The sequence below is a fragment of the Enterobacter sp. YSU genome (assembly GCF_016082135.1).
GTDB classification, from domain to species: Bacteria; Pseudomonadota; Gammaproteobacteria; order Enterobacterales; family Enterobacteriaceae; genus Enterobacter; species Enterobacter hormaechei_C.
Genome location: NZ_CP059487.1, coordinates 4641727 through 4658862 on the forward strand (window position 1 = coordinate 4641727; position 17136 = coordinate 4658862).

Genomic DNA, 17136 nt, shown 5'->3' on the forward strand with positions numbered 1-17136 from the left:
TTTTTTATGGCTGTTGCAGGGGCTTTCTCATTCCGGTGACCTCCGGCATTATCTTCCGCATCAGCTCCAGAAAACGCCGCAAGCGCGCCGGATAATAACGAGACCAGGGGTAAACCAGATGTACCGGTAACGCTGCCGGCTGCCACTCTGGCAGTAGATGCACCAGTCGTCCTTCCTGAATATCATCCTGTACTGTCCAGCTGGATACCACCGCCACGCCCAGCCCGGTGAGTGCCGTATTGCGCGCCACATACAGGCTGTCGGTACTCAGCCGTGGCGTAATGGTAACCCGCGCCGGGGCAGATGATGCATCGTGGAAAAGCTCCACATGGCGTTGATAAAAAGAGCTGATGGCAATCCAGGGAAGCGGTTGCAAATCTTCCGGCGTTTTAACGGCGGGATAACGGGCCAGTAATTCCGGTGAAGCCACCACCGAGCGCGGCACTTCAGCCAGCAGCACGGACACGGTTGCCGGATCGACTTCCACACCCACCCGAATAGCACAGTCAAGGTTGTCGCCGAGGAAATCAACCGAGCGATCGTTGAGCATCCACTCAACAGAAAGCTGGGGATAGCGCTGTAAAAATTCGGTTAACGGTTTCAGAAGCTGATCCTGGCCAAACGCGTGCGGGGCGCGCACCCTCAGCACCCCAACCGGTTCATCTTCCGTCTGCCCTACCTCGTCTTCCAGCGCCAGCCAGCTGTCAATCACCCGTCGGGCATGCTGATAGCAGCGTTCGCCGTCATCGGTCAGCCGGGTCGTATGGGTTGTGCGCAGCATCAGGCGTACTCCCAGCATGGTCTCAAGCGACTGCAACCGTCGGCTCACCGTGGCCTGGGTTGTTGCCAGCTGACGTGCCGCCGCAGAAAGAGACCCCGCCTCCACAATGCGAACAAACGTTCGCATCAGTTCTACCCGATCTATACGCTCAGACCTTTTCATACCATTTTTACCCATACGCCACACGTATAAGCGTTTTACCACCGCGCCCGCTACCGTCGCAAGGCGTACTGATAAAAAATAGCCGCACACGACGAATGAGGAACATCTTATGAACACAACCACCACCCGGGCCGTAAGCCGCTGGGTAATCTTAATGCTGGCGCTCGGTGCGGGCTTTAGCGTGGCATCCATCTATTATGCCCAGCCTCTTCTGCCGCTGATGGGCTCAGACCTGCATCTGAGCATCGAAGGCATGGGCATGGTCCCGACGCTTACCCAGGCAGGTTATGCCCTGGGCATCCTGTTTCTGCTCCCGCTCGGCGATCGTCATGACCGCAGAACGCTGATCCTGATAAAAAGTGCGGCCCTGGCGCTGTTCCTGCTGGGTTGTAGCCTGACCGGACAACTGCACTCCCTGCTGCTCACCAGCCTGCTGATTGGCATGGCCGCCACCATGGCGCAGGATATTGTCCCGGCCGCAGCGATCCTCGCGCCGGAAGGTAAACAGGGAAAAACGGTCGGCACGGTGATGACCGGCCTGCTGCTGGGGATTTTACTCTCCAGAACCGTCAGCGGCGTGGTGGGTGAGGCCTTTGGCTGGCGGGTGATGTATCAGCTTGCCGCCACAAGTATTGCCTTTATTGGCGTGGTGATGTGGGCCGTGCTTCCCCGCTTCGCCGTTCACTCCACGCTGAGCTATCCCGCGCTGATGCGTTCCATGGAGCACCTGTGGCGTCGTTACCCGGCACTGCGTCGCGCGGCGCTGGCTCAGGGTTTTCTGTCGATTGCCTTTAGCGCATTCTGGTCAACGCTGGCGGTCATGCTGCTGGAACGGTATCACCTTGGCAGTGCCGTAGCGGGTGGATTTAGTATTGCCGGAGCCGCTGGTGCGCTGGCTGCACCGCTGGCAGGGGGTCTTGCCGATAAGCTGGGCGCAGGTAAAGTGACCCAGTTGGGTGCCGCGCTGGTGACCCTCTCGTTTGCCCTGATGTTCATAATGCCGGCACTGGGTGTACACGGTCAGTTGATCCTGATTGCCCTCTCAGCGGTCGGTTTCGATCTCGGCTTGCAGTCCAGCCTCGTGGCCCACCAGAACCTGGTCTACAGCCTTGAGCCGCAGGCCCGCGGACGCCTGAACGCCCTGCTGTTTACCGTCATTTTCATCGGAATGGCGCTGGGTTCGGCATTAGGCAGCAATATCTATACGCTGGCAGGCTGGTCTGGCATGGTGGCTCTGGCAACCCTGTGTGGTGCCATTGCGCTGGCTATCAGAGTGATTGAAAGCGCCCGGGTGCTGTCCGCACAGGCAGAAAGTGTGTAAAAAAAATGCCCAACCCGGACGGGTTGGGCAGTCAAAACATGCCCAGTTTCAAGACATGTCAAACAGGTCAGAGTCTTATTTGTTCATCTGGAACAAAGACATACCCTGCATATCGCTAAAGGCTTTATACGAGGCCTGCAACGCCGCCTGCTGCATGGTGTAGGACGAAATCACCGAGTTCCAGTCCACGTCAACCAGGTTACTCATCTGCTGGGTCTGACCCAGCGCGCGGTCTTCACCCAGAGCGTCCAGCTTGCCCAGCTCATCCAGCTTGATGCCGAGGTCGGCGCGCACGGTCAGCACGTTGTTGAGGGAGTTGCTCAGGCCACGGTTGGCTTTATCAATAGCCGCCGTAAACGCCTCGGCTTTCGTTTCATCCTCCCCAATTGGCTTATTCAGCGCTTCAATTGCGGCGTCGAGGATCTTGAACAAATTCGTTTCCGGCGCACTACCATCTGGCTCTGGCTTGGCATTGCTGGTGAAGCTATCGAAAACTTCAGTGCCCGTATGGCTAATTTGCATCGTGCGCGCGGAGTCAACCTGCTGGCTGATTGGCGTTCCGCCGCCCTTATAATCACCCGTCGCCTGGTCGAAAGCCGCCGCTTCGGTCTTGTAACCGGAAAAAATATAGCGACCGTTACCGTCCGTGCTGTTAGCCAGGTTCATGAGCTGATCGCGAATACCTTGCAGGTTCGTGGCCAGCGAAGCGCGGTCATCGTCACTTAACGTACCGTTGCCCGCATTGACAATCTTCTCCTGAGCAGCCTGGATGGCGGTTGTCACTTGCGATAACACGTTCTCTTCCAGCGAGACTTTCGTCGTAGCGAAGGAGCGTGCCAGCGCATACTGGCTGTTTTGCGTTTGGGCCTGAGAGAGCACAACGGCCTGCGAGGCGGCAATCGGATCGTCAGACGGACGGTTGATACGCTTCCCCGTAGACATCTGCTCGCCGTAGCTGAGCCAGAGACTTTGGGAGTTCGTCACGCCGCGCATGCTTTGCTCATACATCATTTGAGTACTAATACGCATTTTTATGCCTCAGCCTTAGCGGATATTGATCAATGCATCAAACAGCGTGCTCGCCGTTTGCAGCACCTGCGCATTCGCCAGATAGTACTGCTGATAGCGTTGCAGGTTGCCATACTCTTCATCCAGGTTAACCCCGGAGATTGACTGCTGTTGTTTGGTCAGCTGCGTCACCACGTTGACTTTGGTTTCGCTGCTGGTTTTCAGCGACGCCGTGGTGCTGCCCACCGTACTGACCAGCGCGGCATAAGCATCGTTAAAGGTTTTGTTCCCTCCCACCAATTTGGCGCTCTGTAAATCCAGCAGCTTCTGGCCATTGGTATTGTCGCTTTCGCCGCTTCCTTTCGCGGAGGCCATCGCCAGTTTGGATTCGTCGCTGATCGCTACGTCCATATTCACAATGACGTCATTCACCGGTTTGACGATGAAACTGTCTTTATTATCGGCTGAGCCGCTAATCTTAACGTTGAGACCATCAAACGACAGATTACCGCTGGCGTCAGGCTTGGCCGTGAAGCTGGTATTGTCCGACAGACGCGTGATTGTCCAGTCAGTACCGTTGTACTCAACTTTATAGTTTGTCGCCTGGACCTTTGTACTGTCCGTCATCGTGGCCGTAACGGACGCGCTTCCGGTGTTTTTACCGTTACTCAGCACTGCCGGCGAGCCAAAATCAAACAGCTTGCCGCCTGCATCCCCGTTGGCATCAAAGCCAGCCTGGTGCTGGGTATTCATGGCATCCGCAAACGCCAGCGCCATCTGGTTAAGGGTGTTTCGCGCCTGATCCAGATCCTGAGAACGGAACGTTAACAGCCCCCCAAGCGACCCCGTGGTGATCTGTTTTTCTGAGATTTCCACGTTGCCCGCAGCGGCATCCACATACGCAATTGTTGTACGCGCTGGGTCCGCACTGGATTTCACCGCCGCCAGCTGGCTGGCGTTGCTGCCCTGTACCAGTGTGTAACCATTGGCGATAGAGATGTTGTAGGTGCCGCTGTCCTGTACGGTGACGTCCACACCGACAATCTTGTTCAGTTCACTCACCAGCTGATCGCGCTGATCGAGCAGTTCATTCGGGGATGCGCCCGCACCGACGCCAGTCAGCCGGGAGATCTGATCGTTAAGATTGGCAATCTGTTTCGCGTAGTTATTGATCTGATCGACGCTGGTAGAAATCGCCGTATTGACCTGCGCATCCTGATCGCGGAGATATTGATCGTTGGTTTTAAACTGGTTTACCAGACCATCCGCCTTCCCGAGTACCGTCTGGCGAGCAGCCGGATCTTCAGCGTTACTCACCAGCGTTTGCAGGCTTTTAAAGAAATCCTGGAGGTTGGCAGAAAGCGAGTTTGTGGTATCAGAAAGCACGTCGTCAATTTTTGACATCTGCTGGTAGCGCGTGGTCAGCCCACTGCTCTGGTTCTGCGCCGCGCGCAGCTGGTTGGTGATAAACGCATCATATTCACGCTGAACACCGGAGACATAGACCCCGTTACCCACCCAGCCACCGCCGGTCAGGGTGCTGTTTGATGCCCCCAGAATGGTGGTCTGGCGGGTATAACCTGCCACGTTGTAGCTTGAAATATTATTACTGACGGTATTGAGTGCCGACTGCGCAGCACTGAGGCCACTCATGGCGCTGTTAATCAAACTGGACATGGGGGTTCCTTTTATACGTTCAGACACGAGTCCTGATGAAGGTTATCGGCAACCTCCACCGGGACTTGAGAACTTTCAGAACAGATTTTCGAGATCTGTGCTATACGCTTTGCTGACCTTCTCAGACATAGATTTCAGCTGCTGGATCATGCTGGTCAGCTTGCGCGCATAGTTTGGATCGGTCGCGTAGCCAGCATTCTGCAATGCCTGAGCGCCCTGCTCTGGCGTGGCGGCCTGGGTCACGGCGGTGTAGCGCGGATTCCGGCTCAGCAGCCCGACATAATCCGACAACGCTTCCAGATACGAGCTGTAGACGCGGAATTTGGCTTTCACCTTCACTGCCGCACCGTTCTCATATTCGGTGGTGGTGATCTCGGTGGTCGGCCCTTTCCAGCTGGAGGTGGCCTTCACGCCAAAGATGTTGAAGCTCGGCTCACCGTTCTCCCTGCGGATCTGACGTTGCCCCCAGCCCGACTCCAGCGCCGCCTGCGCCAGAATCAGATGGTGCGGCACGCCGCTCTCTTCACTGGCAAGACGCGCCGGCAGGGAGAGCTGCGCCAGGAAGTCTTTGCTGTCGCCGGAGAGCGGCTCGTCACGCGTTTCTGCCGGCTTCGGCATCGCCTTACGCACCATCTGCGTCAGCGCCTGATTTTGATAACTGGTCACCTTTTCCAGATCAAACTTCAGCGGCACCTGCGGCGGGGCCTCTTCAGGCGGGAGCCCCTGAGCGGCTGCGGTCTGCTTCACAATCATGTCCGCCAGGCCGAGCCCCTTTCCGGCGGTCATTTGCTGGGCAATCTGCTGATCGTACATGCTGGTGTAAAGCCGCGTGGAATCGCTGCTGAACATGCCATCTTTCGGTAGGGTTTCACGCATGCTTTTCAACATCATTTGTACGAACATGCCTTCCACCTGACGGGCAACCGGGCGGATATTCGCCGCCGGATCCTTGCCCGCTTTGGTTTTCAGCTCGTTGAGCGACTGGGCATCCCAGGCGGCACTGGTCAACAGTTTGCTATCGGTCAGCATTTAGATGATTTCCAGTCTGGCGCGCAGGCATCCTGCACTTTGCATGGATTGCAGAATGGACATCAGATCCATTGGCGTTGCACCCAGCGCATTCAGAGCACGCACCACGCTGTTCAGGTTGGCGCTGGAGCGCACGCTCTGCAACGAACCGCCGCTCTGTCGTAAATCAATCTGCGTTTGCGGGGTCACTACCGTCTGACCGCCACCAAACGGGGTATCCGGCTGGCTGACGTTGGCCGAGCGGTTAACCGTGACGGAGAGATTGCCCTGCGCCACGGCGCAGCTGTCCAGCGTCACTTCGCGGTTCATCACCACCGAGCCGGTACGGGAGTTGATAATGACTTTCGCATCCTGCACCGGCACGTTCACTTCCATATTCTGAATATCGGCCAGCAACCGCACCTGGTTGCTGCTGCCGGTTGACGTGCGGATCTGCACGGTACGGGCATCCAGCGCGGTGGCGCTGCCGTAGCCCCGGCTGCGGTTGATGGTGTCAGCGATCTGCTGCGCCATCGTAAAGTCTTCGTTATTCAGTTGCAGGTTAATGGTGTTGCCGGTGCCGAACTGGGTCGGCAGCTCACGTTCGATGATCGCGCCGTTGGTAATACGTCCCCCGTTCAGCTGGTTCACCTGCACGCTGCTGCCACCCGCCGACGCGCCTGCTCCGCCAACCAGAATGTTGCCCTGCGCCAGAGCATACACCTGGCTGTCGACGCCTTTCAGCGGCGTCATCAGCAACGTACCGCCGCGCAGGCTTTTGGCGTTACCCATCGACGAGACAACCACGTCGATGGTCTGTCCCTGACGCGCAAAGGCCGGATAAGACGCGGTCACCATCACGGCCGCCACGTTTTTCAGCTGCATGTTGGTCCCGGCCGGTACGGTAATACCGAGCTGCGAGAGCATGTTGTTCAGGCTCTGGGTGGTGAACGGCGTCTGGGTCGTCTGGTCACCCGTCCCATCCAGCCCCACCACCAGGCCGTAGCCAATCAGCGAGTTTTCGCGCACGCCCTGCACGCTGGTGAGATCGCGTATGCGATCGGCCTGCGCAACGGTAGCGACCAGCGACAGCGCCACGGCGAAGAGAAATTTATACATAGGTCACCTCGCTTACATCGGCGATAAGTTAAGGAAGAAGCGTTGCAGCCAGCCCATATTTTGCGCTTCGTTGATGTAGCCGTTGCCGACGTACTCAATGCGCGCATCCGCCACCTGAGTGGACGGTACGGTATTGGTGCCGCTGATGGTGCGAGGGTTAACCACACCGGAGAAGCGAATGAATTCCGTACCCTGGTTAATGGCGATCTGTTTTTCGCCCACCACGTGCAGGTTGCCGTTCACCAGAACCTGGTCAACCGTTACCGTCAGCGTTCCGCTGAAGGTGTTGCTGGCGTTAGCGCCACCCTTACCGTTAAAGGTGTTGCCGCCGGAGGCTTCCACATCCGCACGGGCGTTGCCGAACAGCCCTTGCAGATAGCGCGGCACGGTGTCGAAGCCAAAATTGATTTTGCCGTCGCGGCTGGCGTTCGCCGACGAGCTCTTACTCGCACTGACGTTTTCCTGCAACACAATGGTCAGCGTATCGCCAACGTTACGCGGACGACGGTCTTCAAACAGCGGCTGATAACCGTAGTTAATCGGCTGCGCGGTCTGGAAAATAGAGCCGTTCACCACCGGCGCGGGGCCGGGAACGGGTTGGGCGGTAGTCGCACCCTGTACCAATGGTTTAGACGGGATCCAGGCACACCCGCTGAGGGTGACGGCCAGAACAGTCAGGATCGGATAACGAAACGCCGCGTTTTTTTGCATTGCCTTCATCTTCGAAAACAGGGAGCCGGTGCGACGTTTACCGCACCGGGCTACACCTTAGAGTTGCGTCAGTTTTTGCAGCATCTGGTCGGTCGTCGACACTGCTTTACTGTTAATTTCATAGGCGCGCTGGACCTGGATCATATTCACCAGCTCTTCCGCCACGTTAACGTTCGAGGTTTCCACATACCCCTGATACAGCAGCCCCGCCCCGTTCAGGCCCGGGGTACTTTCATTTGGCGTGCCGGAAGACTGCGTTTCGGTGTAGAGGTTCTCGCCGATGCTTTCCAGTCCGGTATCGTTCATGAAGGTGGTCAGGTTGAGCTGTCCAACCTGGACCGGCGCGGCCTGACCTTGCTGAGTGACGCTGACGATACCGTCACGACCAATGGTGATACTCAGCGCGTTCGCCGGGATGGTGATCGCAGGCTGAACCTGGAAACCGCCCGCCGTCACCAGCTGACCATTCTGATCCACCTGGAACGAACCATCGCGGGTATAGGCGGAGGTCCCGTCAGGCAGCTGCACCTGGAAGAAACCCTGACCTTTAATGGCAACGTCTTTACTGTTGTTGGTCTGGGACAGGTTGCCCTGGCTGTGCAGACGCTCGGTGGCGACCGGGCGCACGCCGGTACCAATTTGCAGACCGGACGGCAGCGTGGTTTGCTCAGAAGACTGCGCCCCTGGCTGACGAATCGTTTGATAAAGCAAATCTTCGAAAACCGCACGCTGGCGCTTGAAACCATTGGTGCTGACGTTTGCCAGGTTGTTGGCAATCACATCCATATTGGTTTGCTGTGCGTCCAGACCGGTTTTCGCGATCCATAAAGAACTGATCATAGGGAGTCCTGTTAACTCATAGCCAGAAGTTGGTTAGCCTTGCCTGCGTTTTCATCGACGCTGCTGATGATTTTCATCTGCATTTCGAAGCGGCGGGCGCTGGCGATCATGTCGGTCATGGCTTCCACCGGTTTGACGTTACTGCCTTCCAGCACGCCGGACATCACGCGGATGGTCGGGTCGGCCTGTAACGTGGCGCCACGCGTGGCCTGCGCCGCCTGGGTCAGACGGAACATCCCGTCATCGCCACGCTGCACTTCGTTGCCTTCCGCTTTCACCAGCTTCAGACGACCGACAGGCGCAACGGTGTTCGCCGGGTCGCCCGGGTTTAACGCCGAGATCGTCCCGTCTGCCGCAATGGTCAGCTCTGACCCTTCCGGCACCGTCAACGGACCGGCTTCGCCCATAACCGGATGCCCCTGAATCGTCAGCTGCCCGGTGGCGCTCACCTGGATATTACCGTTGCGGGTATACCCTTCCCCGCCGTCAGCCGTTTGCACCGCCAGCCAGCCGTCCTGCTGAAGGGCAACGTCCAGCGGACGCGCGGTGTAATCCATCTGACCTGGCGTCATGTCGGCGCCCGGCGTGGAGGCGGTGACCAGCGTACGCGTGGGCAATGACAGCCCTTCTACCGGCACCGCACGCAGCGCGTTGAGCTGCGCACGAAAACCTGGCGTGGAAGCGTTCGCAAGGTTGCTGGCGGTAACAGCTTGCTGATTGAGCGTCTGGCTTGCTGCGCCCATCGCTGTATATATTGCGTGATCCATTGCGCTTTCCCGTCAGCTGCTTAACGCAGGTTAACCAGCGTGTTGAGGATCTGATCCTGGGTTTTGATGGTCTGCGCGTTGGACTGGTAGTTACGTTGCGCGACGATCATGTTCACCAGCTCTTTACTCAGATCGACGTTGGAGGCTTCCAGCGCACCGTTAGTCAGCGTGCCGAAGTTACCGGAACCCGCGGTTCCCAGCAGGGCAACCCCGGAAGACTGCGTGGCAGACCAGACGTTATCCCCTTCGGATTTCAGGCCTTCGTTGTTGGCGAAGTTTGCCAGCACGATCTGGCCCAGCACCTGGGTCTGTTCGTTCGAATAGTTACCGACAACGGTACCGTCATCGTTGATCTGGTAGCTCACCAGATCGCCCGGCTTATAGCCGTTCTGGCTCGTCGCCACGATGTTGTTCGCACCGGTGTTTTGCTGCATGGAGTTGGCGAAACTCATTTTGAATGTTGCCGCCGTTGCACCAGGGATCTCTCCGGTCTTGATGTCGGCTTCCGCACCACCGGTCAACACACCGCTCTCATTAAAGACCAATGTGGTTGCCAGCTGAGCTTTATCTCCCGCTACGCTGCCGTCCTGCGCATACACTTTCCAGGAGTTAGCTGGAGTTGCATCCTTGACATAAAACAGGTTCATGTTGTGCGCATTACCCTGGCTGTCAAACACCGTCACGGTGCCTTTCTTGTTGTAAGAGTCAGGGTTGGACGGATCGAAGGCGACGGTTGGCGCGGTATCGGTGGAGTTCAGGTTGATCTGCTGAGAGGCCGTGGTGGTGGACTTCGCCGCCATCAGCGTCGTTGGGATGGAGATCGCCTGCGGATTCGCACCGGTTTGCACCGTAGGCGGCGTGCCGGCAACCGGATAACCGGTTAACTGAAGCCCCTGCATGTTCACCAGGTTACGGTTTTCATCCAGCTTGAACTGGCCGTTGCGGCTGTAGAACACGGAACCGTTGGCATCCACCATACGGAAGAAACCGTTCTGGCTGATGGCGACGTCCAGACCGCGACCGGTGTTGGTGGTCGTCCCGTCGGTGAAGTCCTGGGTGATACCCGCAACCTTCACGCCCAGGCCCACTTTAGAGCCTGCAAACATATCTGCAAAAGACGCAGAACCGGATTTAAAACCATAGGTCGCGGAGTTGGCGATGTTGTTGCCAATGACGTCCAGGTTGGTGGCCGCAGCATTCAGGCCGCTGACCGCTTGAGAAAAGGCCATGACTTACTCCTGATAAGTATTAAGGCTTAGATAATCTGCCGAACTTCGTCGAGTGTGGTGGTACCGGAGGTACCCAAATCCAGTTTGTTGCCATCGCTATCCTTGATGACGCCCTGAACCAGGGCAAACTGTAGCGGCTGAGCCACCAGCTGAGTGGTGCCGTTGCTGGCGCTAATCGCAACCTGATACGAGCCGTTAGGCGCTTTAGTGCCGTCGGTCAGGCTGCCATCCCAGGTAAAGGTATGAACGCCCGCTTTAAGCTCGCCAATCTCAATCGTGCGCACCACGTTGCCGCTGGCGTCTTTGATTGTGGCGGTGACTTTGTCGGCCGGCTGCTGCAACTCAACGCCAAACGGCGTCGTGGTGGTGGTGGACGTGCCATCGGTAGTGCTGGTGCCCGCCAGAATCGTGGTCCCCGGGATCATCACCCCGTGACCGATCAGGTTGGCGGCCTGCAAGGACTGGCTGTTATCGATTTGACCGGAGACCGAGCCGAGCGTGGTGTTCAGTTTCTCAATGCCGCTGACGGTACTGATCTGCGCAAGCTGCGTGGTCAGTTCGTTGTTCTGCATCGGATTGGTCGGGTCCTGATTTTTCAGCTGCGCCACCAGCAGGGTCAGAAAACTGCTCTGTAAATCGGAGGCATTGCTCCCGGTGAGAGAGCTGGAACCGGTCGCACTGCTGGTGCTGTTGACGCCGGTATTTGTCGGGTCATTCACGTTTACGGCGATGGACATGCGTGTCTCCTTTACTGGCCGAGAGTGAGTGTTTTGAGCATCATGCTCTTCACGGTATTAAGCACTTCGACGTTTGCCTGGTAGCTACGCGACGCGGACATGGAGTTCACCATCTCCCCGACCACATCCACGTTCGGCATTTTCACGTAGCCGCTGGCATCCGCGAGCGGGTTGCCTGGCTCGTAAACCAGCTTGTCGGGTGCCTGGCTCTCAACCACGTCCGCCACTTTTACGCCGCCCGTTGCCGCACCCGGTGCAGCATCAACCTGGAAGACAACCTGTTTAGCGCGATACGGTTGCCCGTCAGGGCCGGTCACGCTGTCGGCGTTGGCCAGGTTACTGGCGGCCACGTTCAGTCGTTTGGACTGCGCCGTTAATGCCGAACCGGCGATATCAAAAATATTCAGCAAGGCCATTTACTAATTGCCCCCCTGTAGGACGGTCATCATGCCTTTAATTTGCCCGCCGAGTAGCGTCAGACCTGTCTGGTATTGCAGGCTGTTATCGGCAAACTGTGTGCGCTCCCGGTCCATGTCGACGGTATTGCCATCAAGTGAGGGCTGATCGGGAATACGGTAAAGCAGGTCGGTCGTTGGCGCGGTCATCGCCTGAGCGGGAATATGACGTGAGGATGTCAGGGCCAGTGAGACACCCGTTCCTTCGGCACGTCCACGCTCCATCACTTTTTTGAGTTCACTGGAAAAATCAATATCGCGCGCCTGATACCCGGGGGTATCCGCGTTGGCGATATTGGCGGCTAAAATCTCCTGCCGCTGGGCGCGTAAATTGAGCGCTTCCTGCTGAAAACGTAACGCGGCGTCGAGTTTATCGAGCATGTCTCCTCCGCTGATGAGAAAATTTCAGTTCACAGCTTAAATCTCACCCCGTCTCCCCTATCGACGGAATAAGCGCAAAATGCGTCGCTATTTGTTGCGTTGATGGAAAACCACTGCGGGTAGAATTTGCTAAATTCTGGACATGGTGGAACGTGCGATGCGGACTTTTAAACGTGGCCTGGCGGCGACCCTGCTGCTTTTAAGCCCTCTGGTGCAGGCTGAGGGGTTAGAGGACCAGCTCAATGCATTCTTTGCGCAGAAGCTGGCCGGTTTCAGCGATGACGTACGCGTGACCGTGCGCACCCCGCCTAACCTTTATCCTTCCTGCGAAGCCCCGTCATTTAGCGTGACCGGCAGCACCCGCTTATGGGGCAACGTGAACGTGCTGGCGCGTTGCGCCAATGAAAAACGCTACTTACAGGTTGCGGTTCAGGCGACGGGCAATTATGTTGTCGCCGCCGTTCCCATTCCCCGGGGCAGCCTGCTGCAACCTGACAGCGTAACGCTGAAGCGAGGCCGTCTGGATCAGCTTCCACCGCGGACGATGCTGGATATCAACCAGGCTCAGGAGGCGGTCAGCCTGCGCGATGTCGCTCCTGGACAGGCGATACAGCTATCCATGCTGCGCCAGGCGTGGCGGGTGAAAGCGGGACAACAGGTGATGGTGGTCGCCAATGGCGAAGGCTTTAGTATCAACAGTGAAGGAAAAGCGCTGAATAATGCCGCAGTGGCGCAAAATGCCCGGGTCAGAATGTCCTCAGGCCAGGTGGTCAGCGGCACGGTCGGTCCTGATGGGAATATTCTGATTAACCTGTAATCTTTTTAAAGATTTCGCGGCGACTGCCGATAAATATTCAACAAATGATGATGTCAGGCGCAAACGCCGCGAACCCTCGATGAGGACAACACTATGAGCATTGATCGTACATCAGCCCTGAAGCCGGTTAGCACTGTACAACCTCGCGAAACGAATGAGGCTGCCCCGCAAAAAACGCGTCTGGAAAAAACGTCGACGGCTAACAGCACCAGCGTCACGCTGAGCGATGCGCAGTCGAAGCTGATGCAGCCAGGCAGCAGCGATATCAATATGGAACGTGTTGAAGCGCTGAAAACGGCTATCCGTAACGGCGAACTGAAAATGGATACCAGCAAAATCGCTGATGCGCTGATTCAGGACGCACAGAGTTTCCTCCAGAGTAACTAACCGTATGAGTCGACTGTCAGAAATACTGGATCAGATGACGGTGGTCCTGAACGACCTGAAAACGGTGATGGATGCAGAACAGCACCACCTCTCTTCTGGTCAAATCAACGGCAGCGCGTTGCAACGCATAACTGAAGATAAAAGCTCGCTGCTGGCGACCCTGGATTATCTGGAAAAACAGCGACGCGCTGAGCAAGACGCGAAACGCAGCGCCAATGATGAGATCAACGAACGCTGGCAGACCATTACAGAAAAAACCCAGCATCTTCGCGATCTCAACCAGCATAACGGCTGGCTGCTGGAAGGACAGATTATCCGTAATCAGCAGGCGCTTGAAGTGTTAAAGCCCTATAAAGAGCCGGGGCTGTACGGTGCGGATGGTCAGACGGCCACGGCACGTATCACGGGTGGGAAAAAGATTTCGATTTGACGCAGTAGCGGCACGTCATGAAGCGGGGAGCACCTTCTGGTGAACTCCCCTTTTGGCGTTTATACCGTGCGGCGGGTGAACTCTTTCACTTTGAAGCCAAGCACCGCCAGCGTGGCAAAGTACGCCACCACACCGACCACCACCACGGCCATCAGACGCATCAGGCGGTAAGGCATGGTGCCCTGCGCCCACTCAGGCATGACATACAACATGCCAACCAGCGCGGCCGCCATCACCACTACCGCAATCGCCAGACGCAGCAGGAAGCTTGCCCAGCCCGGCTGCGGTGTGAAGATATCCTGCTTGCGCAGCTGCCAGTACAGCAGCCCGGCGTTCAGACAGGCCGCCAGACCAATCGACAATGACAGCCCCGCGTGTTTCAGCGGTCCAATAAACGCCAGGTTCATCAGCTGCGTCATGATCAGCGTCACAATGGCAATCTTAACCGGCGTTTTGATGTCCTGACGTGAATAGAAACCGGGCGCAAGCACCTTCACGACAATCAGCCCCATCAGCCCCACCGAGTAGGCTACGAGCGCACGCTGGGTCATAGCGGCATCAAAGGCGGTGAACTTTCCATACTGGAACAACGACACCGTCAGCGGTTTCGCCAGGATCCCCAGCGCCACCGCGCTTGGCAGCGCCAGCAGAAAACAGAGACGCAGGCCCCAGTCCATCAGGCGGCAGTATTCATCGTGGTTGCCGCTGGCGAAACTTTTCGACAGCGACGGCAGCAGAATAGTCCCCAGCGCCACGCCCAGCACCCCGGATGGAAACTCCATCAGACGATCGGCGTAGTACATCCAGGACACCGAGCCCGACACCAGGAAAGAGGCGAAGATGGTATTGATGATCAGAGAGATCTGGCTAACGGACACGCCGAGTATCGCCGGTCCCATCTGTTTGATAACGCGCATTGCGCCCGCATCTTTGAAATTAATGCGCGGCAGAACCAGCATGCCGATCTTTTTCAGGTGCGGAAGCTGGTAAGCAAGCTGTAACACGCCGCCGACGGTCACGGCCCAGGCCAGCGCCAGCACCGGTGGGTTAAAATGCGGCGCGGCGAACAGCGCAAAGCCAATCATGCTGACGTTGAGGAACGTGGGGGCAAAGGCCGGAACGGAGAAGCGGTTCCAGGTATTCAGGATGGCACCCACCAGCGACGCCAGCGAAATCAGCAGAATATAGGGGAAGGTTATACGCAGCAGTTGGGTGGTCAGGGTAAATTTATCCGCTGTGTCAGCAAAACCCGGCGCCGTCACCATGATCACCCAGGGCGCTGCCAGCATCCCCAGGACGGTCACGATCGCCAGCGCCAGCGTCAGTAATCCGGAAACGTAGGCCACAAAGACGCGGGTGGCATCTTCGCCCTGTTTGCTTTTATATTCTGCGAGGATCGGAACAAATGCCTGTGAAAAGGCCCCTTCGGCAAAAATACGGCGCAGCAGGTTTGGCAGCTTAAAGGCGACGAAAAAGGCGTCAGTCGCCATCCCGGCGCCAAAAACCCTAGCCACAATGGCATCGCGCGCAAAGCCAAGCACGCGGGAAAACATGGTCATCGAGCTGACGGCCGCCAGCGATTTTAATAAGTTCATTAACGTGAAGTTCCACAACCCTACGGATTTCCAGGACGGGCAAGCGTTAGCGCCACCCGGCAAAGCCAACAAGCGGCGCTTAGTCTAACCGGATTTCAACGAATTACTATCGGCAGATGTTACAACGCGTTATTCCGACATGGCTTCGCGCCAGAGTCGTTCCACAATGCGCTGCGCCAGAATAGCCTGCTCCCCGGACGTTTCAGGAACCGTCTGATTCTGCACGCAGGTGATGAAGTGACGCGCGCAGCCCACAAAGCCACGCTGCTCCAGGGTGCTTTGCCAGCCGGGAACCGGTAACGCGACCACGCCATTGCCCTTCTCTTCCCGCCACTCTCGCATATCGGTGACGTCATACAGCGCGCCATCCGTAACGGCCTGCACGGACTCGCGCTGGCTGCCCGCCCGACGATGCATGCTGGTCGTCACCTGCAAATGCTCAACGGCAAAATGATGTTCGGCGTAAACCATCTCACCCTGCTCGTTGGTCAGCAGCGTGCCGCTTTGCAGCTGGGCTTTTCCGTTACTCAGCCACAGGGCCGTATCCACGACGTGGAGATAATCATCCAGCAGCGTGAAGCGCAGGTCGTTAGGCCCCACGCTGTCGGTACGGTGCTTATCCATACGCAGAGAGGCGAACGAGCCGGACTGCGCTTTAAGCTGCTGATAGAGCGGCGCAAAACGGCGGTTGAAGCCGACCATCAGCGTCAGCTTTTTACGCGCGGCCAGCTCAATCAGTCGTTCAGCATCCTGTACATTTTCCGCAAGGGGTTTATCCACGCAGACGTGAACGCCTGCGTTAAGCAACTCGCTCACCACCTGGTAGTGCGTCGCGGTTGAAGTATGCACAAATACCGCATCACATTCACGGGCTAAATCCTGTAGCGAACCGGCATAAGGGATGCGCCAGGTTTTGCAGATGCGCTCTGCTTTCTCGCGGGTGGGCGACCACGCCCCTTGCAGCGTCCAGTCGGACGCTGCGCCTAAAACGGGCAGCCAGGCTTTTTGCGCGATCCCTCCCAGCCCCACAACACCAATGCGTAATGTTGTCACGATTAATCTCCCAGATGTGCGAGTAACGCATCCAGACGCTGCTTCAGCCCGGCAACCTCGTCTTCCAGGGCTGCCACGCGCGCGGTCAGGCTGTCGTTTGATGCTGGCGTGTCGGATTCTACGGCCAGCGCAGAGGGCTCAACGTCGCCGCTAAAAAGGTGCATGTAGCGGCTTTCACGCTTGCCCGGCTCGCGGGGCAGACGCACCACGTAAGGACCGTCCTCGCGTGAGGCTAATCGCTCCAGCGTCTGTTCAACGTCCTGCATATCCTGAAACTCATGCATGCGGGAGGCGCGTGTGCGCAGTTCACCCGGCGTCTGCGCCCCGCGCAGCAGCAGCGTGGTGATCACTGCCACTTCTGCGGCGCTGAGTTTTAAATCGCCAAATTCGGAATTACAAAAGCGCTGTTCATATTTAGTGACGCGATTACCGAAGCCGCTGACGGTGCGCAGGTAGTGGCGCTTCACCAGCTCGTCAAGGGTATCCTGCACCTCGTGCTCGCCAAGGTTCATCACCGGCTCACGGTTCGTCTTCTGGTTGCAGGCCATCGTGACGGCATTCACGGACAGAGGATACTGTTCCGGCGTGGTGACCTGCTTTTCCAGAAGGCAGCCGACCACGCGCGCTTCGGCGCCATTTAACTGATATTTCATTTTTT

19 protein-coding genes are annotated in these 17136 nt (G+C 57.3%); 4 read left to right on the forward strand and 15 right to left on the reverse strand.

All coding sequences use genetic code 11. The features are described 5' to 3' along the window. Positions 1-4: 4 nt before the first annotated feature. Positions 5-958, reverse strand: coding sequence for a LysR family transcriptional regulator (locus tag H2Z33_RS22305; protein WP_047733702.1), 954 nt, complete (start codon positions 956-958; stop codon positions 5-7). 94 nt (positions 959-1052) lie between these two features. Here H2Z33_RS22305 and H2Z33_RS22310 point away from each other — a divergent pair, with 94 nt between their 5' ends. Beyond that, the gene (locus H2Z33_RS22310) at positions 1053-2264 is read left to right on the forward strand and encodes an MFS transporter (RefSeq protein WP_063135252.1); all 1212 of its coding nucleotides are present in this window, start codon (positions 1053-1055) and stop codon (positions 2262-2264) included. 75 nt (positions 2265-2339) lie between these two features. Here the strand turns inward: H2Z33_RS22310 and flgL are convergent, their stop codons facing one another. The 11 genes from flgL to flgB all read right to left on the reverse strand — a co-directional run bounded on the left by flgL (position 2340) and on the right by flgB (position 12196). Then, positions 2340-3293, reverse strand: a complete 954-nt coding sequence (gene flgL / locus H2Z33_RS22315; protein ID WP_032670130.1) for a flagellar hook-associated protein FlgL — start codon at positions 3291-3293, stop codon at positions 2340-2342. Positions 3294-3308: 15 nt separating this feature from the next. Beyond that, positions 3309-4949 (reverse strand): flagellar hook-associated protein FlgK, encoded by a 1641-nt coding sequence (flgK, locus tag H2Z33_RS22320; protein WP_032670131.1) that lies wholly within the window; start codon positions 4947-4949, stop codon positions 3309-3311. 75 nt (positions 4950-5024) lie between these two features. Next, entirely contained in the window at positions 5025-5978 is a 954-nt protein-coding gene (flgJ, locus tag H2Z33_RS22325) for a flagellar assembly peptidoglycan hydrolase FlgJ (RefSeq protein ID WP_017384732.1), read from the reverse strand. After that, positions 5979-7076, reverse strand: coding sequence for a flagellar basal body P-ring protein FlgI (locus H2Z33_RS22330; RefSeq protein ID WP_017384733.1), 1098 nt, complete (start codon positions 7074-7076; stop codon positions 5979-5981). Between the two features lie 12 nt (positions 7077-7088). Next, positions 7089-7787, reverse strand: a complete 699-nt coding sequence (gene flgH, locus H2Z33_RS22335) for a flagellar basal body L-ring protein FlgH (protein ID WP_063135253.1) — start codon at positions 7785-7787, stop codon at positions 7089-7091. 57 nt (positions 7788-7844) lie between these two features. Further along, entirely contained in the window at positions 7845-8627 is a 783-nt protein-coding gene (gene flgG, locus H2Z33_RS22340; protein WP_000625853.1) for a flagellar basal-body rod protein FlgG, read from the reverse strand. An 11-nt stretch (positions 8628-8638) separates the two neighbouring features. Next, positions 8639-9394 (reverse strand): flagellar basal body rod protein FlgF, encoded by a 756-nt coding sequence (locus H2Z33_RS22345; RefSeq protein ID WP_003857990.1) that lies wholly within the window; start codon positions 9392-9394, stop codon positions 8639-8641. A gap of 20 nt (positions 9395-9414) precedes the next feature. Further along, positions 9415-10623, reverse strand: coding sequence for a flagellar hook protein FlgE (flgE, locus tag H2Z33_RS22350; RefSeq protein ID WP_063135254.1), 1209 nt, complete (start codon positions 10621-10623; stop codon positions 9415-9417). A gap of 26 nt (positions 10624-10649) precedes the next feature. Further along, complete coding sequence (gene flgD, locus H2Z33_RS22355) at positions 10650-11360, reverse strand: flagellar hook assembly protein FlgD (RefSeq protein ID WP_063135255.1); 711 nt, start codon at positions 11358-11360, stop codon at positions 10650-10652. 11 nt (positions 11361-11371) lie between these two features. After that, complete coding sequence (gene flgC / locus H2Z33_RS22360; protein WP_003857997.1) at positions 11372-11776, reverse strand: flagellar basal body rod protein FlgC; 405 nt, start codon at positions 11774-11776, stop codon at positions 11372-11374. Between the two features lie 3 nt (positions 11777-11779). Further along, positions 11780-12196, reverse strand: a complete 417-nt coding sequence (gene flgB, locus H2Z33_RS22365; RefSeq protein WP_003857999.1) for a flagellar basal body rod protein FlgB — start codon at positions 12194-12196, stop codon at positions 11780-11782. Between the two features lie 157 nt (positions 12197-12353). Between flgB and flgA the strand changes: the two genes are divergently transcribed. The 3 genes from flgA to flgN all read left to right on the forward strand — a co-directional run bounded on the left by flgA (position 12354) and on the right by flgN (position 13830). Next, a complete protein-coding gene (gene flgA, locus H2Z33_RS22370; RefSeq protein ID WP_023296301.1) occupies positions 12354-13013 on the forward strand; it encodes a flagellar basal body P-ring formation chaperone FlgA in 660 nt (219 codons plus the stop codon). A 93-nt stretch (positions 13014-13106) separates the two neighbouring features. Continuing rightward, entirely contained in the window at positions 13107-13400 is a 294-nt protein-coding gene (flgM, locus tag H2Z33_RS22375; protein ID WP_003858002.1) for a flagellar biosynthesis anti-sigma factor FlgM, read from the forward strand. 4 nt (positions 13401-13404) lie between these two features. Further along, entirely contained in the window at positions 13405-13830 is a 426-nt protein-coding gene (gene flgN / locus H2Z33_RS22380; protein WP_003858003.1) for a flagella biosynthesis chaperone FlgN, read from the forward strand. A 59-nt stretch (positions 13831-13889) separates the two neighbouring features. Here the strand turns inward: flgN and murJ are convergent, their stop codons facing one another. From murJ to H2Z33_RS22395, 3 genes are all read right to left on the reverse strand, one after another. Then, complete coding sequence (murJ, locus tag H2Z33_RS22385) at positions 13890-15425, reverse strand: murein biosynthesis integral membrane protein MurJ (protein ID WP_023303424.1); 1536 nt, start codon at positions 15423-15425, stop codon at positions 13890-13892. A gap of 129 nt (positions 15426-15554) precedes the next feature. Next, positions 15555-16478 carry a Gfo/Idh/MocA family protein gene (locus H2Z33_RS22390; RefSeq protein ID WP_017384736.1) on the reverse strand — a complete coding sequence of 308 codons (924 nt, stop codon included), beginning with the start codon at positions 16476-16478 and terminating at the stop codon, positions 15555-15557. A gap of 2 nt (positions 16479-16480) precedes the next feature. Next, positions 16481-17131, reverse strand: a complete 651-nt coding sequence (locus H2Z33_RS22395; RefSeq protein WP_047637437.1) for a YceH family protein — start codon at positions 17129-17131, stop codon at positions 16481-16483. Positions 17132-17136: the final 5 nt, after the last annotated feature.

Bases quoted from the DNA above. Each gene is read 5' to 3' on its own strand.
- H2Z33_RS22305 (WP_047733702.1), bottom strand. From the start codon at position 958: ATGGGTAAAAATGGTATGAAAAGGTCTGAGCGTATAGATCGGGTAGAA.
- H2Z33_RS22310 (WP_063135252.1), top strand. From the start codon at position 1,053: ATGAACACAACCACCACCCGGGCCGTAAGCCGCTGGGTAATCTTAATG.
- flgL (WP_032670130.1), bottom strand. From the start codon at position 3,293: ATGCGTATTAGTACTCAAATGATGTATGAGCAAAGCATGCGCGGCGTG.
- flgK (WP_032670131.1), bottom strand. From the start codon at position 4,949: ATGTCCAGTTTGATTAACAGCGCCATGAGTGGCCTCAGTGCTGCGCAG.
- flgJ (WP_017384732.1), bottom strand. From the start codon at position 5,978: ATGCTGACCGATAGCAAACTGTTGACCAGTGCCGCCTGGGATGCCCAG.
- H2Z33_RS22330 (WP_017384733.1), bottom strand. From the start codon at position 7,076: ATGTATAAATTTCTCTTCGCCGTGGCGCTGTCGCTGGTCGCTACCGTT.
- flgH (WP_063135253.1), bottom strand. From the start codon at position 7,787: ATGCAAAAAAACGCGGCGTTTCGTTATCCGATCCTGACTGTTCTGGCC.
- flgG (WP_000625853.1), bottom strand. From the start codon at position 8,627: ATGATCAGTTCTTTATGGATCGCGAAAACCGGTCTGGACGCACAGCAA.
- H2Z33_RS22345 (WP_003857990.1), bottom strand. From the start codon at position 9,394: ATGGATCACGCAATATATACAGCGATGGGCGCAGCAAGCCAGACGCTC.
- flgE (WP_063135254.1), bottom strand. From the start codon at position 10,623: ATGGCCTTTTCTCAAGCGGTCAGCGGCCTGAATGCTGCGGCCACCAAC.
- flgD (WP_063135255.1), bottom strand. From the start codon at position 11,360: ATGTCCATCGCCGTAAACGTGAATGACCCGACAAATACCGGCGTCAAC.
- flgC (WP_003857997.1), bottom strand. From the start codon at position 11,776: ATGGCCTTGCTGAATATTTTTGATATCGCCGGTTCGGCATTAACGGCG.
- flgB (WP_003857999.1), bottom strand. From the start codon at position 12,196: ATGCTCGATAAACTCGACGCCGCGTTACGTTTTCAGCAGGAAGCGCTC.
- flgA (WP_023296301.1), top strand. From the start codon at position 12,354: ATGCGGACTTTTAAACGTGGCCTGGCGGCGACCCTGCTGCTTTTAAGC.
- flgM (WP_003858002.1), top strand. From the start codon at position 13,107: ATGAGCATTGATCGTACATCAGCCCTGAAGCCGGTTAGCACTGTACAA.
- flgN (WP_003858003.1), top strand. From the start codon at position 13,405: ATGAGTCGACTGTCAGAAATACTGGATCAGATGACGGTGGTCCTGAAC.
- murJ (WP_023303424.1), bottom strand. From the start codon at position 15,425: ATGAACTTATTAAAATCGCTGGCGGCCGTCAGCTCGATGACCATGTTT.
- H2Z33_RS22395 (WP_047637437.1), bottom strand. From the start codon at position 17,131: ATGAAATATCAGTTAAATGGCGCCGAAGCGCGCGTGGTCGGCTGCCTT.